Genomic DNA, 16055 nt, shown 5'->3' with positions numbered 1-16055 from the left:
GGGGCTTGGCGACAGAAACAGCGCCACCCAGCGGCCGGAATGGCCGCATGAGGGGCGTCAGCCCGTTTCCAATCACAGACACAGATCCAAGGCATGCCAATGGCAGTCGGCACTATTGAACCCGAAGGCGAAGATACTCGCCTGGCCGTTTCATGACTGACCCGAAGGCTTGTTCACGAGGTCCGACCCGTCCCCCAAGCGACGTGAATCGCAAGAAGCAAACTAGCCCCAGCAGCGCGATCCCCGCAACCGAACTATGCGCTTGACAGCAACTTGTCGGAATCGAATCTGCGATGTCTTTGACTCGATTATCAAAAATGCCAAGGCGCTGATTTCTTGAAGTTTTCCGGTTTCGCAGGTGCAGAAAGAAAAATCGGGCGCGGCTATCTTGGCCACACCCGATCCGCTCTTTTCAAGCTGTTCCAGCGGCTTTTCGGCCTGCCGGAAGCGCAGGCCTCAGGCGGCCGAAAGTGCCTTCACGCGGGCAGCCAGACGCGAGATCTTGCGCGAGGCGGTGTTCTTGTGAACGACGCCCTTGGTGACACCGCGCATCAGTTCGGGCTGGGCGTTCCGCAGGGCATCCTTGGCGGCATCGGCATTGCCCGAAGCGATCGCCTCTTCGACCTTGCGCAGGTAGGTGCGGATGCGCGAGCGGCGAGCCTTGTTGACGTCGGTGCGACGTTCGATCTGGCGGGCGCGTTTCTTGGACTGGGGCGTGTTGGCCATGGGTCGGAGATCCTATCGGGTCGTTTGCATTTCACTGTTTCGAACGTGCAAAAGCCCCATGACGCCGACCCTTGACAGGGACGGACATGATTCTTGCCAAAGCGGGCCCACACGCATGTAAGCCCGGGCCTATAGGCCAAGGCGCGGCAAAAGGAAACCCCCTACCTGTCGCGGAACTGCGCTTCGCGCTTTTCCAGGAAGGCGGCCATGCCCTCCTTCTGGTCCTCGGTCGCGAAGAGGGCGTGGAAGGACCGGCGTTCGAACAGCAGCCCCTCGCGCAGCGTCGTTTCATAAGCGCGGTTCACGGCCTCCTTGACTGTCTTGGTGGCGATCTGCGACTTCTCGGCGATCTTGCGGGCGGCGGTCAGCGCCTCGGGGATCAGCTTGGGCGTGGGCACGACGCGGCTGACAAGGCCCGAGCGTTCGGCCTCGGCCGCGTCCATGAAGCGGCCGGTCAGGTTCATGTCCATGGCCTTGGACTTGCCCACGAATCGCGTCAGGCGCTGGGTGCCGCCGATGCCGGCGACAACGCCCAGGTTGATCTCGGGCTGGCCGAACTTCGCGTTCTCGGCGCAGATGATGAAGTCGCAGACCATTGCCAGTTCGCAGCCGCCGCCCAGGGCATAGCCGCTGACGGCGGCGATGATCGGCTTGCGCACCCGGCCGATGGCCTCGATCTGCGCGCCGAACAGGTCCTCCTCATAGACCTCTACGAAGGACTTCTGCGACATCTCCTTGATGTCGGCGCCGGCGGCGAAGGCCTTTTCGCTGCCGGTCAGCACGATGCAGCGGATCTTGTCGTTGCGGTCGGCCTCGGTCATGGCGGCAGACAGCTCGTCCAGAAGCGTGGCGTTCAGCGCGTTCAGCGCCTCGGGACGGTTCAGCCGGATCAGGGCAACCTCGTCCTCGACTTCCACGATGATGGTTTCGTAAGCCATAGGCTTGGACCTCGTTGCCAATTTGCATTGCGGCCGAGTCCTATCAGCAAGGGGCGCAAAAATCCAAGGGTTCAGCGCTGGCAGCCCGGGCACCAGAAGCTGGACCGCCCCGACTGCACGATTCGGCGCAGCGTGCCGCCGCAGCCGTCGCGCAGGCAGGGCTGCCCCGCGCGGTCATAGGCGCGGAAGCTGTGCTGGAAATAGCCCAGCTCTCCGCTGGCCTGCCGGTGATCGCGCAGGGACGACCCGCCGGCGGCGATGGCGTCCGACAGCACGTCGCGGATATGGCCCACCAGAGCGGCGATCCGCGCGGCCCCGATGCGGCCAGCCGCCCGGCGCGGGTCGATACCCGCCCGCCAGAGCGATTCGCTGACATAGATGTTGCCCAGCCCCGCCACGATCCGCTGGTCCAGCAACGCCTGCTTGACCGGCACCCGCCGCCCGGCGAAGGCCGCCGCCAGATAGGCGGGCGTGAAGGCCGGGTCGAAAGGCTCCGGCCCCAGGTGGTCCAGCAGCGGATGGTTGGTCCCTTCGCGGATCAGGTCGACCATGCCGAAGCGGCGCGCGTCGTTGAAGGTGATCGTGGTCCCAGCGTCCGTCGTCAGCACGACATGGTCGTGGCGCGCGATGATGCCGGGGTCGCGGTGAAAGCCCGCCAGTCCCGCACCCTCGACCAGCATCCGGCCCGACATGCCCAGGTGCCACAGGACCGTGCCGCCGCGATCCAGGTCCGCCAGCAGGTATTTCGACCGCCGCCGCAGCTGCGTCACGGTTGCGCCGGTCAGGACCTGCACCAGGTCCACCGGCATCGGCCAGCGCAGGTCGGGGCGACGGACCTCGGCCCGGGCGATGCGCGCGCCCTCCAGATGCGGCAGCAGGCCGCGGCGGACGGTTTCGACTTCGGGCAGTTCTGGCACGTGGTCCCTTTCGGCGCGTCGCGCGTTGTGCATCCGGCCGCCGCGCGTCTGGTCGCATTGCACCCGTGGCGCATCGCGGTCATTGTGCCGGCGTCAGGCTGGACATATCTGGCGATGGAACAGGCAAACGGCAAGCGCATGACGGACAGCAGACAGACCCATTTCGGCTTTCGGACCGTCGACGAGGATCAGAAGGCCGGGATGGTCCACCAGGTCTTTTCCAGCGTCGCATCCCGATACGATGTCATGAACGACCTGATGAGCGTCGGCATCCACCGCATCTGGAAGACCGCGATGATGGACTGGCTGGCGCCCAGGGCCGGCCAGCACCTTCTGGACGTGGCGGGCGGCACCGGCGACGTGGCCTTCCGCTTCCTGGACCGCGCACCGCAAGGCCGGGTCACGGTCTGCGACATGACCGAATCGATGCTGGTCGAGGGCCGCAAGCGCGCCGAGGCCGCCGCAAAGGCCGACCGGCTGTCCTGGGTCACCGGCGATGCGATGGCGCTGCCCTTCGGGGACAACAGCTTCGACCGTTACACGATCAGCTTCGGCATCCGCAACGTGACCCGCATCCCCGATGCGCTGGCCGAGGCCTACCGCGTCCTGAAGCCCGGTGGCCGCCTCATGGTGCTGGAGTTCAGCCAGATCCCGGTCCCCGCCATGCAATGGGCCTATGACCGCTACAGCTTCAACGTGATCCCTGCCATGGGGCAGGCGGTGACGGGCGATCGCGACAGCTATCAGTATCTGGTCGAGTCGATCCGCCGCTTTCCCGACCAAGAGACGTTCGCCCAGATGATCCGCGATGCGGGGTTCGGTCGGGTTCAGTGGCGCAACCTGTCGATGGGCATCGCCGCGCTGCATTCCGGCTGGAAGCTGTAAGGCGTGCGCGGACCACACAACATCCTGCGGCTGATCCGCACCGGCGCCACCTTTGAACGCACGGGCGCCATGGCCGCCGTTCTGAACGCGGTCGATGCGCCGGTGCGGCTGCGGCTGGCGGCGCGGGTTCTGGGTTGGCCGTTCCGCTGGATGGGCTATCGCGGCGACCCGGCGCTGCCGCCGATCACGCGCGCGATCACCGCGCTGGGTCCGGCGTATATCAAGTTCGGGCAGATCCTCTCGACCCGCGCCGACGTGGTGGGGCCTGAACTTGCCGGGCAGCTGCGCATGCTGCAGGACCGCCTGCCGCCGTTCCCGACGCGTGTCGCGAAAGAGGCCGTGGCGGCTGAGTTGCGCGCCCCCGTCGACCAGCTCTTTTCGGAATTTTCGGAACCGGTGGCGGCGGCCTCGATCGCGCAGGTCCACCGCGCCCGCGTGCGAGAAACGGGGCGCGAGGTCGCCGTCAAGGTCGTGCGTCCCGGCATCGGCGCCGCCTTCAGGCGCGACATCGACGCTTTTCACTTCGGCGCCCGGCTGATCGAGATGCTGTCGCCGTCGACCCGCCGTCTGCGACCCCGCGACGTGGTCCGCCACTTTGAACAGACCGTGACCGGCGAACAGGATCTACGCCTGGAAGCCGCTGCCGCGTCGGAATTCGCCGAAAATACCGCGCGCGATACCGGGTTTCAGGTGCCGCTGCCGCATTGGGCGCTGTCCAGCCGTCGGGTTCTTACCGCCGATTGGGCGGAGGGTCTGCCGATGGGCGACCCCCAGGCGCTGCTTGCCGCGGGTCACGACACGACCGACCTGGCCCGCCGGGTGATCCAGCTGTTCCTGTCGCACGCGCTGCGCGACGGGTTCTTCCATGCCGACATGCATCACGGCAACCTCAAGGTGGCGGCGAACGGCGACATCATCGCCTATGACTTCGGCATCATGGGAGAGATCGACGACTATACCCGCCGGGTCTATGCGCAGATCATCTATGGCTTCATCCAGCGCGATTATCGCATGGTGGCCCGCGTCCATTTCGAAGCGGGCTACGTGCCCCGCGACCGGGACGAGGCCGCCTTCGCCCGCGCGCTGCGCGCGGTGGGCGAACCGATCTTCGGCGCCGATGCCAGCCGGATCAGCATGGCCAACCTGCTGTCATACCTGTTCGAGGTGACCGAACGCTTCGGCATGCCCACCCGGACCGAGCTGATCCTGCTGCAGCGAACCATGGTCGTGGTCGAGGGCGTGGCCCGCTCGCTCGACCCGCAGCTGAACATCTGGGACGCGGCCAAGCCGGTCGTGTCGGACTATATCAAGGCAGGCATCGGCCCCAAGGCGGCGCTGCACGACCTGAGCCAGGTGGCGCAGACCGTCGGCCGCTATGGCCCGTTGCTGCCCCGCATCATCGAGCAGATCCTGTGGGACCGCGCCCATCCCGAGGAGGCGCGCCTGACCCTGATCCAGCCCCGCCCCGCGCTGCCCTTGTGGCTGGTGACGGTGCTGGCGCTGGCGGCAGGGGCTGGCATCGGCCTGGCGCTGGCCTGATCAGAAGCAGATGATCTCGGCCTCGGCCTCGGCGCGCCGCAAGGTGGCCACGGTTTCCGTCAGCGCCGCCATGCCCCGGAACATGCCCGCCCGCTCACCGGTCGTCTGCCGCATGCGCAGGACCGTTTCGGCGCTGACATAGTCGCGATAGGGCAGGACTTCGGCGATACGGTCGACGGCGCAAGAGCAGCGGTCCAGCATGTCGCGCGTCTGCCCGTTCGCGGCCATGCAGGCAAACACGTACTCGGCCCGCGCGTTGGTCGGATAGTCGTTGACGGCCTGCGCGCCCACCGGCGCCGCGTGGGATGCCAGCAGAGCCAGCGCGGCAAGCCCGGCAGACCAGTGAGGTAGCAGGGTCCGGCCAAAGCATGTTTGCCGGGTCATTCAAGCACCAGTTCGTTGCGATAGCCCGGAGTCTCGGCCGTGGCGGCGCGCAACTCCTGGATCGGGTCGGCCGGATCGCCCATGACGAAAGTCAGGGTCAGCGTCTGGAAACCGTGCATGCGGGCGGCGTTCGGGTCGTCCTCGAAAGGATGGAAGGTGGCGGTGGTCGTCTCGCCGTTGCGGGCGATCTCTCCGCCCCGGAACAGCGCGTCCTTCATCCGGTTGCGGATGTAATCGGGGCTGCCGCCGGTCAGCGCGGCCATGTCGCGCGCGGTCTGTTCCAGGAAGAAGGTCAGTACCGGGTCGCCGCCCGAAACCGGGAAGGGCCCGATCTTGCGGTCGCGGGTTTCGGTCTTCTGGTTCAGTTCCAGCACCGGTTGCTGGTCGCTGGGGTCGACGACTTCGGACAGCGTCAGGGCGCCGTCGGCCGTGGGCTGGAACCCTTCCGCAGCCGGACCCTCGATGGTCATGCGATAGGCCAAGCGGTCCTGGCCCAGGTTCCACGGGCCGCGTTCGGCGAAGACCGCATCGCCCGCTTCGGCAGCCAGAAGCGGCTGCGGCGACAGGGCGGCAAGCCCCAGCCACAAGGCTGCTGCGATGGCGCGTTTCATGGTATGTCCTCCCACTCTTGTCGGAACATGATGCGTGGCAGTCAAAGCCCGGCGCAAGCCCTGCCACGTGACGCATCAACCCTTGGTCTTACGCCATAAGCCGGCCCAGCATCTCGGCCAGTTCGGCCGGCCGCACCGGCTTTTCCAGAAGATGCACATCCATGGCCGCGCAAACGCGGGCAATGGCCGGATCGCGATGCGCGGTGATCATCACCGCCGGCACCGGACGGTCCGACGCCGCACGAAGCGCCTCGACGGCGGCAAAACCGGTCTCGCCGTTTTCAAGGTGATAGTCGGCAAGGATCACGTCCGGAGGTTCCTCTCCCATCGTGGCCAAGGCTTCGGCGGTGTCGCCGGCAATGCGGGGCACCATGCCGAGGCGGTCGCGCAGGATCATCTCGTATCCGCGGCGCATGTCGAGGTCGTTTTCGACCACCAGCGCCACGCGCCCGCGCAGCGCCAGCATGGCGGTGTCGACGGCGCGGGGCGCTGGCTCGGGGCCGCCGTCGATCAGCGGCAGCCCGACACGGAAGACGGTGCCGCGCATCGCCTCGGAGTGCAGGCTCAGCGGATGGCCCAGCTTGGCGCAGGCCCGCCGGACGATCGACAGGCCAAGGCCCATGCCGGGAGTGCCCGAATCATGCGCCAGCCGCTGGAATTCGTCGAAGATGCGGTTCCGGTCCACGGCCGGAATGCCCATCCCGCTGTCATAGACGCAGAGCCAGCACATCCCGCCCCGACGGCGCGCGCCCACGACCACGCCGCCGCGCTGCGTGTACTTGATCGCGTTCGAGACCAGGTTCTGGGCGATGCGGCGCAGGAAGATCGGGTCGCTTTCGACAACGGTGCCGGTCGGGACGAAGGTCAGCCGCAGGCCCTTGGCCTCGGCCAGCGGCGCGTATTCAGTGGCCAAGCGACGAAACAGTTCTCCCAGCGCGACGGGCTGGCGGTTGAACTCGATCCGCTGGCTGTCCAGCCGCGAGATGTCCAGCACCGCGTGCATCAACTGCTCGACTGATTCGAAGGCGCCGCCAAGGCGGTCGGTCAGTTCAGCCTGGTGTTCATCCATCCGAGTGTCGGCCAGCGCCGACAGGAACAGCCGCGCGGCCGAGAGCGGCTGCAGCAGGTCGTGGCTGGCCGCGCGCAGGAAACGGGTCTTCGAGCGGTTCGCCTCTTCGGCCGCCGCGCGGGCCACCGCCAGTTCGCGGTTCCTTTGCGACAGGTCGGCCATGGCGCGTTCCAGGTCGCGTGTGCGGGCCAGGACCTCCTGCTCCAGCGCGACGGCCGCCTGGAACATCGACCACGCCGAGCCGCGCGATTCCTCCAGCCGGTCGATGCGGTCGATCAGCACCTGGTTGATCCGGGTCAGCTTCTCGATCTGCCTGGCCGGCGGATCGTCCTCACGCAGCATCGACACCCCCGCCGGGGTCCAGAAAGGCCAGGCCGACGAAGGTCTGGTTCACGTGCATGCCGCTGTGCTGTTCGCCATAGGTGTTGAACCCGGCGACGCGGTGGCGGCGATAGATGTCGGACATGCAGCCGATCAGGCCCGCGCGTTCCAGCGCCAGGCGACGCAGGATGCAATCGAAGCCCAGGATCATCAGCGGCGGCCGGGGCAGCGCGTCGAGCGCATCGGCGAAGCCGCGCGTCATGTCCTCGGCCCGGCCGAGGGTCAGGATCGTTCCGGTGTCGATGGCCGACATCAGGGACAGCCCGCCGTCGTCGGTGATCGCGCTGATGGCACGGACATGGTGGCGCCGGCCCATGCGCAACAGCAGGGGGTGGCGCGCGAATTCGGGCGGCGTCAACTCGGTGCGCGGCAGGCCGGTCAGGCGCGCATATTCATCGGCCGCGGGTTCTGCGTTCAGCTCCAGGATGCGGCGCTTTTCGGGGATCGCGGCCGTGACGACGGCGCGGGTCGGCGTGGGGCTGAAATGCGCGAAGGTGATCTCGGCGATGTCCAGGTCCGTTTCGACCAGCACGAACACCGCCATGTTCGACTGCACCCGGCCCTCGGCCAGCAGAGAGGTATGACGGAAATCCAGCCCGTCCCCCGCAGACCCGCCGAGCACCGGGACCGATGGCAGGGCCGCGTCCAGCGTCGCCACCAGCGCGTCCTCCTGTCCCGCCAGGCCGTCGACCAGCAGCAGGCCGAACAGCCGTCGCGCCGGGTCGGTGCCAAAGTCGCGGTGCATCGCCCGAAGGCGCGCCATCCAATCCGAGACCGGCAGCGACGCAAGCTCGGGCAGCGTCAGAGCCGTGGCGCGGAAATGGCGGACCGGGAACCCGATCGCGACCACGCTGCCCGAGGCATAGCCGCCCGGCCCGATCTCTCCGGCGGATGAGCATCCGACGATCACGCAATCGGTCGGGAGCTCGGCCGCCAGGGCCTCGTGCAGGGCGGCAAGCCCGTCGCCTGCGGCGCCGAACAGCAGCACCAGGGCGGGATTGGTGCCGCGCAGGCCGTCCAGCAAGGTCGGGACCAGGTCGATCCCGCCGCGGTCGGCCTGCACAGCAACCGGCCCGGTTGCGCCCTCCTTCGCCACCGGGCCGGTATTCATCAACCGGCCTCGAACAGCCGGACGGAGTTCGCCAGCAGCACTGCCTGGGTGCGGCGGCGCGCATTGATCTTGGACATGATCGCCGTGATGTGGGTCTTCACCGTGGCCTCGGCGATCGACAGCTCATAGCTGATCTCCTTGTTGGCCTTGCCTTGGCAAATCAGCCGCAGGATCTTCATCTGCTGCGGTGTCAGCGTGGCGAAGCGGCGGGCCAGTTCGGCCTTGGCCTCGTCGCCGGCGTCGTCGCGGGCGGGGTCATAGCACTCGGGGGTGACGTGTTCGCCTTCCCACATGCGGCGCAGGCTGTCGACCAGCGCCTCTCGCGACAGCGACTTGCTGATGTATCCCTGCGCCCCCGCCGCCATCGCGGCCGATATCATCGCGCCTTCCAGATCCGCCGAGATCATGGTGATCGGCACGCCCGGCAGCTGCCGGCGCAATGTCACGATGCCTTCGGCGCCGCGCGCGTCGGGTAGGTTCAGGTCCAGAATCACCGCGTCGGGCGCACCCTGCATGCGGATCTGCTCCACCGCCGCAGCAAGGCTGCGGGCGGTGCGGACGTTCTTCAGGCCAAAACTGATCTTCAGCGTCAGTGCCAGCGCGTCACACATCAGCGGATGGTCGTCCACGATCAGAATCTCGCGGACCTGATCTGCGGTGGGTCGCGGTGACGACACAGGACGCGCCTGCATGGCGGCTGCGGTCATGGCATTCCTCCCTGTTGCAGCGGCCCGCTCCTCCTCCAAGGTGCGACCGCATGTGACAGTTTAGGGACGGTTGCCGTTAAAGCAAGCGCCTTGCCAAGACAAAGGTGGGACGAGGACCTCTTGCTGCTTGGGCGTCACCCGCTGACGGAGTCGAACGTTTGGTCCCAGATATTGCCCTCCGTGTCTTCGACATGGACGTGGATGGGCTGGCCATCGGAGTCAAAGGCGAAGCGGAAGACCGGGTCCTCGCTGACGGAAATGCCAGCCGCCATGGTGAACAGCAGCTCCTCGCCCTGGCGCACCTCCAGCCGGTCGATGAAATGTGCCGGGATGTTCAGCAGCGTCACCTGGTCGCGCTGCAGCCCCGAGAAGTTCGGGTGCCGGATCATCAGCGTGCCGATGCTGCGGTCACCCTCGATCGCGGTGCGCCAGCGCATCTGTCCCATCGTGTCCTTCACGGCGGCCATGTCCTTGCCCGCGGGCGCCGAACAGCCGCCGGCCGCCTTGACGAAACGCCCCGCCATCACCGGCGCGCCGTTCGCCAGCGTGGCGATGGCGCGGACGTCGGAATAGCTGTCGACGCGGACCCGCACCTCGAAGTCCAGGGGCATCAGCGCCTGCCCGAAGGTGTACTCGGCCGCAACCGGGGCCGGATTTTCGTCGATCACCAAGGTCGTTGCCGTCACTGCCGGCGCATGCGCAGGCTGGGTCAGGCGTATGGGCACAATGGCCGCCTCATGCGCCCGCATGGGGGCGTCGAGGTCCAGCACGGCCGGATCGACCGGCGGCTCCGCCTCCAGCCCGATGACCGACACGCGCAGGTCGTCCCAGGTCGGCGACGGCTGCAGGGGGTTGTCCTGCGCCAGGGCAGGCGCGGCCAGCAGGACCGCGCCAAGGGTCAGCCAGAGTCTCATCCTCCTATCCTCCCTTTTTCATCCTCCGATAGATGAAGTCCGCCGTCGTGGCGGCCGCGTCCTCCTCGGCCCGGGCGACGACCTGCGCCCGCAGCGGCGACTTGGAACAGACCGGATCGGTCGCCCGCGCATCGCCCGCCAGCGCCATCGCCTGACAGCGGCAGCCGCCGAAATCGACAGTCTTGCGTTCGCAGCTGGCGCAGGGTTCCGGCATCCAGGACGTGCCGCGGAAGGCGTTGAAGCTGTCCGACAGGTGCCAGATGTCCGACAGGCTGCGCTGCTGCGCGTTCTCGAACTGCATCCACGTGATCGACTGCGCCGCGTGGCAGGGCAGGACGGTGCCGTCGGGGCCGACGTTCAGGCCGGTCGAACCCCAGCCCCCCATGCAGGCCTTGGGATAGACTGCGTGATGGTCGGCGGGCACGAAGTCGATGACCATCCGCCCGCGCAGCCGGACGCGCGCGTCGTTCACGACCTGCCGGGCAAAGGCCGCCTGCTCGCGCGTCGGCATGAGCGCGGCGCGGTTCAGGTCGGCCCAACCGTGGAACTGCACCGTCGCCACCTCGATCCGGCGCGCGCCAAGCCGTTCGGCCAGATCCAGCATGTCGGGCAGGCGTTCCATGTTCTGGCGGTGCACGACGGCGTTGATGGTCAGCGGAAAGCCGATCTCGGTCACCCAATCGGCAAAGCCCATCTTCTTGTCCCAGGACCCCGGATGGCCGCTGATCCGGTCCGCCATGTCGGGGCGGATGCCCTGCAACGACAGCTGGACATGGTCGACGCCGGCGCGGTCCAGTTCCTCCAGCCGCTCGCGAGTGATGCCGATCCCCGAAGTGATGAGGTTGACATACAGCCCCGCGTCCCGCGCATGCGCCACGATCTGCGCCAGGTCGCGCCGCGCACCCGGTTCACCGCCCGAGATGTGGACCTGCAGCACGCCGAGGTCGGCCGCCTGCCGGAACACCCGGCCCCAGTCGTCGGCGCTGATCTCGGATTGCGCGCGCACCAGTTCGACGGGATTGCTGCAATAGGGGCAGGCTAGGGGGCAGCGATGCGTGACTTCGGCCAGCATCGCCATGGGCAGGCCGGGGGTGACGGGGTTGCCGTCCAGGTCGCGGGGCTGCTCTGCCAGGTCCTTCATGCCGTGTCCTTCACGAAGACCATGCGGCGTTCGATCAATCCGGACAGGAAATCGCGCACGTCTCCGGCGATCTGGTCGGCCGGCGCCTTGTAGCGCACGGCCAGCCCCGCCACGATCGCCTCCATGCTGCGGCGGCCGTCCAGCTCGGACAGGATCGCCTCTCCGATCTGGTCCAGCTGCATGGCGCGTTCGGGGGCCTGCAGAACGCGGATGCCGCGGACGCGGTCGCCCTGCAGCCTGACGCCGCGGGGCAGGTAGGGGACGTCATGGGCTTCGATCAGGGGGGTCATGCGCGCATCCCCTCTCCGGGGCGCCAGGCGCCGGGGGGGATGTTGCCTTCGACATAGCCGTGCCACAGAGCGTCCAACTGCGCCCACAATACGTCCGTCTTGAAGGTCAAGGCTGCCGCCGCCGCGTCCTGCTTTTCCAGCGTGTCGGCGTGGGCCAGCACGAAATCCAGGCCGAACTTCACGTCCTCGGGCGCCTCGGTCAGGCGCTTCTTGAAATAGGACAGGCTGCTGTCGTCGGCGAAATCATAATGCGCCAGCAGCCCCTCGATCCGTTGCGCGTGGATCTTCGGCGCGAACAGCTCGGTCAGGCTGGCGGCGACGGCGTCCAGCAGAGGCATGTCCCGCACGAAGCGGACATAGGCATCCACCGCAAAGCGGGTCCCCGGCATGATCCCCACGCCGCTGGCGACATAGTCGGGGTCCAGCCCCACCGCCTCGGCCAAGGCCAGCCAGCGGCGGATGCCGCCGCCCTCGGTCGCGCCTCCGTCATGATCCTCGATCCGCTTGCGCCAGGCGCGGCGCAGGGCAGGGTCGTCGACCCGGCTCATGAAGGCCGCGTCCTTCATCGGGATGCGCGACTGGTACATCCAGCGGTTGATGACCCAGGCTCGCACCTCGTCCGGAGTGCACTGGCCGCCGTGCAGGCGGGCGTGGAACGGGTGGCGGTCGTGATAGCGTTCGGCCCCTATGGCGCGCAGCCTGGCCTCGAAGTCCTCGCGCGATTGGGCGGTTCCCTGGATGTCCCTCACAATGTGATCTCCATTCCGTCGCGGGCGACCTGCCAGCCCTGAAGGGCCGCGTCGGCGACCTGCGGGCTGGCCGGGTCGGTCAGCGGGTTCGAATTGTTCATGTGCACGAAGATGCGCTGCCCGACCGTGGTACCGGCCAGCGCGGGCATCGTGTCCGTCACCGGCATGTGGCCCATCCGGCGGCCGGTCTTGCGGCCGAGGCCCATGCGGATCATTTCCTCATCGTCCCAGAGCGTGCCATCGAACATCAGCGCGTCCGCGCCCTCGATCCGGTCCAGCAGCCAGTCGGGCAGGTCAGCGCAGCCGGGGATATAGAGCGCCCGGCGACCATTGGCCCGCAATTCGACGCCTACCGTGTTTTCGCCCAGCAGGCCGGTCTCGACCACCTCGCCCTCCTGGTAGAGCGGCACCTTCCCCGGCACGGCGAACAGCGTGGCCGTCAGGCCAGAAACCAGTTCGACCGTCTGGTCCAGCGCCGCCGCGCGGCGGGGCACAAAGTCAGGGTTCACCGCGGCCAGCATCGGGTTCGCCGCCAGCGCGTCATGGATCGCCGCCGTGGCATAGAGGTCGAAGGGCTGGCTTTCCCGCAGGGTCAGCAGCCCGGCCACATGGTCGATATCGCCATTCGTGACCAGCACCGCCCGCAGCGGCATGTCGCGCGGGCCGCTTGGATGCAGTGCCGACGTCGCGGCCAGTTGCGCGCGAATGTCGGGCGAAGCGTTCAGGATTGCCCAGTCACGCCCGTCGGCGCTGACCGCGATCGAACTTTGGGTCAGCGACGGAATCCGACCGGCGCGTGCGGCATTGCAGTTGCCGCAGCCGCAGTTCCATTGCGGCAGGCCGCCGCCCGCCGCCGCCCCGAGGATGATGATCCGCATCGCTATGTCCCGACGAAAAAGGCTCCGTCCGATCTGATCGGACGGAGCCGTTGCCTTATCTGTCCGACAAGGCTCAGAACAGGACGGGCTCGTCCTCGGCGGGTGCGTACATGTTGATCTCCATGCCGCAGGCGATCTCGGTCAGGGTCGGTTTGGTCCAGGCCATGTGTTCTCCTCCTACATGCCGTTTGCGCCAGGATAAGAAGGCGACTGGATTCAAATGTAGATCAGGGGCAGGATGAATCAACCCGACAAAGGTCGCAACTGCGTGATCGAATGCACGAAATAGGGGCAGTTCGTCGATGTTTCACCTGATCCTGGCCGCCTGCCTGGCCTCTGCACCGACCAATTGCGGCATCATCCTTCTGCCGCAGGGCGATGCCGCGACGCAGCAAGCCTGCGAGGCCGGGGCCGCGCGAATCGCGCAGGAATGGCTGGAGGCGCATCCGGAACTGGTAGGTGACGCGCCCGCCTGCCCGGCCAACGTGGACCTTCCGGCCGCAGACCTGCAAGAGGTCGCGCCGGGCGTCCACGTGAACCTGGGCACCAGCCTGCAGATGGAGGACAGCACGGACGGCCACATCGCGAACCTGGGCGCTGTGATCGGCCGCGACACTGTCGCCGTCATTGACGCGGGCGTGTCGCGAGCCGAGGGACAGGCGCTTTATACCGCGATCCGGCGGATCACCGACAAGCCGATCAGCCACCTGATCGTGACCCACATGCACCCCGACCACAGCTTCGGCGCCGCCGTCTTCGCCGAGGCGGGGGCCGTCGTCCTGGGCCACCACGCCCTGCCGCAGGCTCTGGAGGGGCGTGGCGCGGCTTACCTCGCGAACCTCACGCAGCTTTATCCCCCGGCCGAGTGGATCGGGACCGAGATCGTTCTGCCAGACCGGGTCGTGGGCGACCGGATGCAGATCGACCTGGGCGACCGGATCCTGGAGCTGCGGGCCTGGCCGCCAGCCCATACCGACAACGACCTGACCGTCTTCGACCGCCAGACCGCCACCCTGTTCGCGGGCGACCTTCTGTTCCGCGAACTGACGCCGGTGGTGGACGGATCGTTGAGGGGATGGCTGGAATGGCTGGACAGCGACCCTGCCGCCGGGGCACGCTTCATCGTGCCGGGGCACGGGGCAGTGACCGGTTCCTGGGCGGAAGCGTCGGGTCCCCAGCGGATCTTCCTTGAGGCGCTGGCGGGCGAGACACGGAAGGCCATCGATGCCGGGCAGCCGATGTCGTCAGCCGTCCCGGAGATCACCAAGGCGTTGGAACCGTTGAAGAAGGATTGGGCTTCCTTTGAGGCGACGGTGGCACGGGACGCGACGGTCGCCTTTCAGGAACTGGAATGGGAATGACCACGATCTGACACGCCCGCCGGTGTGCGGGAGCTGGCGCAAGCACCCGGACCTTGACGGTCCGGACCTTTGAGGGAGGAAGACTTGAAGACGACATTGTTCACGACCGCCGCCATCGTTGCCCTGGGCACGGGGATCGCGCAGGCGCAGCTGGTGATCGAGCCGGGCAGCGACGATCGCATCAACTGGGCCAGCCTGGAGGAATTCGCCGCCGCCCATCCTGACCTCGAAGGCGAAAGCTTCAACATCCTGGGCCCTTGGCTGGGTGGCGACCAGGAGCTGTTCCTGTCGGTCCTGGCCTATTTCAACGAGGTGACGGGGGCCGGGGCGCAGTATTCCGGATCGGACAGCTTCGAACAGCAGATCGTCATCGACAGCGAGGCCGGATCGCCCCCCGATGTCGCGGTCTTCCCGCAGCCAGGGCTGGCCGCGGACCTTGCGGCCAAGGGGTTTCTGAAGCCCTTGGGCGAAGAAACCGCGCAGTGGCTGCGCAACACCTATGCCGCCGGAGAAAGCTGGGCCGAGCTTGGCACCTATGAGGGCCCCGAGGGCGAGGAGCATCTCTATGCCTTCCCCTACAAGGCCGACGTCAAGTCGCTGGTCTGGTATGTCCCCGAGAACTTCGAGGATGCCGGATACGAGATCCCCGAAACCTACGAAGATCTGAAGGCCCTGACCGAACAGATCGCCGAGGAGGGCGAGACGCCCTGGTGCATCGGCCTGGGATCGGGTGGCGCGACCGGCTGGCCCGCGACCGACTGGGTCGAAGACCTGATGCTGCGCACCGCCACGCCGGAACAATACGACCAGTGGGTCGCGAACGAGATGCCCTTCAACGACCCGGTCGTGGTGAACGCGATCGAGGAATTCGGCTGGTTCGCCAAGAACTCCGACTTCGTCGCGGGCGGCACGGGGGCCGTGACCTCGACCGACTTCCGCGAAAGCCCGGCGGGCCTTTTTGAATTCCCGCCGTCCTGCTACATGCACCGCCAGGCCAGCTTCATCCCGACCTTCTTCCCGGAAGAGACCGTCGTGGGCGAGGATGCCGACTTCTTCTACATGCCCGCGCCCGCATCGGGCGATCTTGGCCAGCCGGTCCTGGGCGGCGGCACGATGTTTGCGGCCCTGTCGGACAACCCGGCCGCGATGGCCTTCATCGACTTTCTGAAGACGCCCGCCGCGCACGAGATCTGGATGGCGCAGCAAGGTTTCCTGACGCCCCATACCGGCGCCAACCCCGAAGCCTATGTCGATGAAACGGTGCGCCGCATGGGGCAGATCCTTCTGGACGCCACGGTGTTCCGCTTCGATGCGTCGGATCTGATGCCGGGCGCCATCGGCGCGGGGGCTTTCTGGACCGGGATGATCGACTTCGTGGGCGGGTCCTCGGCGCAGGAGGTTGCCGACCAGATCCAGCAGACCTGGGCGTCGCTGAAGTGACCTCGCACCGGCGC

Annotated in this window: 18 protein-coding genes; 4 read left to right on the top strand and 14 right to left on the bottom strand. The window is 67.4% G+C overall.

Annotation, left to right across the window (positions count from 1 at the left end):
* Window positions 1-456: 456 nt before the first annotated feature.
* The 3 genes from rpsT to mutM all read right to left on the bottom strand — a co-directional run bounded on the left by rpsT (window position 457) and on the right by mutM (window position 2581).
* Entirely contained in the window at window positions 457-726 is a 270-nt protein-coding gene (gene rpsT, locus OC159_RS12490; RefSeq protein WP_265501504.1) for a 30S ribosomal protein S20, read from the bottom strand.
* Between the two features lie 161 nt (window positions 727-887).
* Window positions 888-1664 (bottom strand): enoyl-CoA hydratase, encoded by a 777-nt coding sequence (locus OC159_RS12485; RefSeq protein WP_265501503.1) that lies wholly within the window; start codon window positions 1662-1664, stop codon window positions 888-890.
* A gap of 71 nt (window positions 1665-1735) precedes the next feature.
* Window positions 1736-2581 (bottom strand): bifunctional DNA-formamidopyrimidine glycosylase/DNA-(apurinic or apyrimidinic site) lyase, encoded by an 846-nt coding sequence (gene mutM, locus OC159_RS12480; protein ID WP_265501525.1) that lies wholly within the window; start codon window positions 2579-2581, stop codon window positions 1736-1738.
* A 138-nt stretch (window positions 2582-2719) separates the two neighbouring features.
* Here mutM and ubiE point away from each other — a divergent pair, with 138 nt between their 5' ends.
* A complete protein-coding gene (gene ubiE, locus OC159_RS12475) occupies window positions 2720-3466 on the top strand; it encodes a bifunctional demethylmenaquinone methyltransferase/2-methoxy-6-polyprenyl-1,4-benzoquinol methylase UbiE (protein ID WP_265501502.1) in 747 nt (248 codons plus the stop codon).
* Between the two features lie 3 nt (window positions 3467-3469).
* Window positions 3470-5005, top strand: a complete 1536-nt coding sequence (gene ubiB, locus OC159_RS12470; RefSeq protein WP_265501501.1) for a 2-polyprenylphenol 6-hydroxylase — start codon at window positions 3470-3472, stop codon at window positions 5003-5005.
* Here ubiB and OC159_RS12465 read toward each other — a convergent pair whose 3' ends face one another.
* The 11 genes from OC159_RS12465 to pqqA all read right to left on the bottom strand — a co-directional run bounded on the left by OC159_RS12465 (window position 5006) and on the right by pqqA (window position 13406).
* Entirely contained in the window at window positions 5006-5389 is a 384-nt protein-coding gene (locus OC159_RS12465; protein ID WP_265501500.1) for a hypothetical protein, read from the bottom strand.
* Window positions 5386-6000 carry a hypothetical protein gene (locus tag OC159_RS12460; RefSeq protein WP_265501499.1) on the bottom strand — a complete coding sequence of 205 codons (615 nt, stop codon included), beginning with the start codon at window positions 5998-6000 and terminating at the stop codon, window positions 5386-5388. Before OC159_RS12460 ends, OC159_RS12465 begins: the two co-directional genes overlap by 4 nt.
* 88 nt (window positions 6001-6088) lie before the next feature.
* Window positions 6089-7411, bottom strand: coding sequence for an ATP-binding response regulator (locus tag OC159_RS12455; RefSeq protein WP_265501498.1), 1323 nt, complete (start codon window positions 7409-7411; stop codon window positions 6089-6091).
* Entirely contained in the window at window positions 7401-8561 is a 1161-nt protein-coding gene (locus tag OC159_RS12450; protein WP_265501497.1) for an FIST N-terminal domain-containing protein, read from the bottom strand. Before OC159_RS12450 ends, OC159_RS12455 begins: the two co-directional genes overlap by 11 nt.
* Entirely contained in the window at window positions 8561-9268 is a 708-nt protein-coding gene (locus OC159_RS12445; RefSeq protein WP_265501496.1) for a response regulator transcription factor, read from the bottom strand. Before OC159_RS12445 ends, OC159_RS12450 begins: the two co-directional genes overlap by 1 nt.
* Before the next feature lie 134 nt (window positions 9269-9402).
* Complete coding sequence (locus OC159_RS12440) at window positions 9403-10182, bottom strand: quinoprotein dehydrogenase-associated SoxYZ-like carrier (RefSeq protein WP_265501495.1); 780 nt, start codon at window positions 10180-10182, stop codon at window positions 9403-9405.
* Window positions 10183-10186: 4 nt separating this feature from the next.
* Window positions 10187-11323 (bottom strand): pyrroloquinoline quinone biosynthesis protein PqqE, encoded by a 1137-nt coding sequence (pqqE, locus tag OC159_RS12435; protein ID WP_265501494.1) that lies wholly within the window; start codon window positions 11321-11323, stop codon window positions 10187-10189.
* Entirely contained in the window at window positions 11320-11613 is a 294-nt protein-coding gene (gene pqqD, locus OC159_RS12430; RefSeq protein WP_265501493.1) for a pyrroloquinoline quinone biosynthesis peptide chaperone PqqD, read from the bottom strand. Before pqqD ends, pqqE begins: the two co-directional genes overlap by 4 nt.
* Entirely contained in the window at window positions 11610-12362 is a 753-nt protein-coding gene (gene pqqC, locus OC159_RS12425; protein WP_265501492.1) for a pyrroloquinoline-quinone synthase PqqC, read from the bottom strand. Before pqqC ends, pqqD begins: the two co-directional genes overlap by 4 nt.
* The gene (gene pqqB / locus OC159_RS12420) at window positions 12359-13240 is read right to left on the bottom strand and encodes a pyrroloquinoline quinone biosynthesis protein PqqB (RefSeq protein ID WP_265501491.1); all 882 of its coding nucleotides are present in this window, start codon (window positions 13238-13240) and stop codon (window positions 12359-12361) included. Before pqqB ends, pqqC begins: the two co-directional genes overlap by 4 nt.
* 73 nt (window positions 13241-13313) lie before the next feature.
* Window positions 13314-13406 carry a pyrroloquinoline quinone precursor peptide PqqA gene (gene pqqA / locus OC159_RS12415; RefSeq protein ID WP_111299049.1) on the bottom strand — a complete coding sequence of 31 codons (93 nt, stop codon included), beginning with the start codon at window positions 13404-13406 and terminating at the stop codon, window positions 13314-13316.
* Between the two features lie 136 nt (window positions 13407-13542).
* Between pqqA and OC159_RS12410 the strand changes: the two genes are divergently transcribed.
* Complete coding sequence (locus OC159_RS12410; protein ID WP_265501490.1) at window positions 13543-14601, top strand: quinoprotein relay system zinc metallohydrolase 2; 1059 nt, start codon at window positions 13543-13545, stop codon at window positions 14599-14601.
* Between the two features lie 84 nt (window positions 14602-14685).
* A complete protein-coding gene (locus OC159_RS12405; protein ID WP_265501489.1) occupies window positions 14686-16041 on the top strand; it encodes an ABC transporter substrate-binding protein in 1356 nt (451 codons plus the stop codon).
* The last annotated feature ends 14 nt before the right edge of the window (window positions 16042-16055 follow it).

Origin of the sequence: Paracoccus beibuensis, assembly GCF_026162625.1 — a bacterium.
Lineage (GTDB): Bacteria > Pseudomonadota > Alphaproteobacteria > Rhodobacterales > Rhodobacteraceae > Paracoccus > Paracoccus beibuensis.
Note: the sequence above shows the minus strand (reverse complement) of the source record. Positions and strands in the feature narration are given on the sequence as shown.

Coding starts and splice junctions, on each gene's coding strand:
- rpsT (WP_265501504.1), bottom strand. CDS start 726: ATGGCCAACACGCCCCAGTCCAAGAAACGCGCCCGCCAGATCGAACGT.
- OC159_RS12485 (WP_265501503.1), bottom strand. CDS start 1,664: ATGGCTTACGAAACCATCATCGTGGAAGTCGAGGACGAGGTTGCCCTG.
- ubiE (WP_265501502.1), top strand. CDS start 2,720: ATGACGGACAGCAGACAGACCCATTTCGGCTTTCGGACCGTCGACGAG.
- OC159_RS12465 (WP_265501500.1), bottom strand. CDS start 5,389: ATGACCCGGCAAACATGCTTTGGCCGGACCCTGCTACCTCACTGGTCT.
- OC159_RS12460 (WP_265501499.1), bottom strand. CDS start 6,000: ATGAAACGCGCCATCGCAGCAGCCTTGTGGCTGGGGCTTGCCGCCCTG.
- OC159_RS12455 (WP_265501498.1), bottom strand. CDS start 7,411: ATGCTGCGTGAGGACGATCCGCCGGCCAGGCAGATCGAGAAGCTGACC.
- OC159_RS12450 (WP_265501497.1), bottom strand. CDS start 8,561: ATGAATACCGGCCCGGTGGCGAAGGAGGGCGCAACCGGGCCGGTTGCT.
- OC159_RS12445 (WP_265501496.1), bottom strand. CDS start 9,268: ATGACCGCAGCCGCCATGCAGGCGCGTCCTGTGTCGTCACCGCGACCC.
- OC159_RS12440 (WP_265501495.1), bottom strand. CDS start 10,182: ATGAGACTCTGGCTGACCCTTGGCGCGGTCCTGCTGGCCGCGCCTGCC.
- pqqE (WP_265501494.1), bottom strand. CDS start 11,323: ATGAAGGACCTGGCAGAGCAGCCCCGCGACCTGGACGGCAACCCCGTC.
- pqqD (WP_265501493.1), bottom strand. CDS start 11,613: ATGACCCCCCTGATCGAAGCCCATGACGTCCCCTACCTGCCCCGCGGC.
- pqqB (WP_265501491.1), bottom strand. CDS start 13,240: ATGCGGATCATCATCCTCGGGGCGGCGGCGGGCGGCGGCCTGCCGCAA.
- pqqA (WP_111299049.1), bottom strand. CDS start 13,406: ATGGCCTGGACCAAACCGACCCTGACCGAGATCGCCTGCGGCATGGAG.
- OC159_RS12410 (WP_265501490.1), top strand. CDS start 13,543: ATGTTTCACCTGATCCTGGCCGCCTGCCTGGCCTCTGCACCGACCAAT.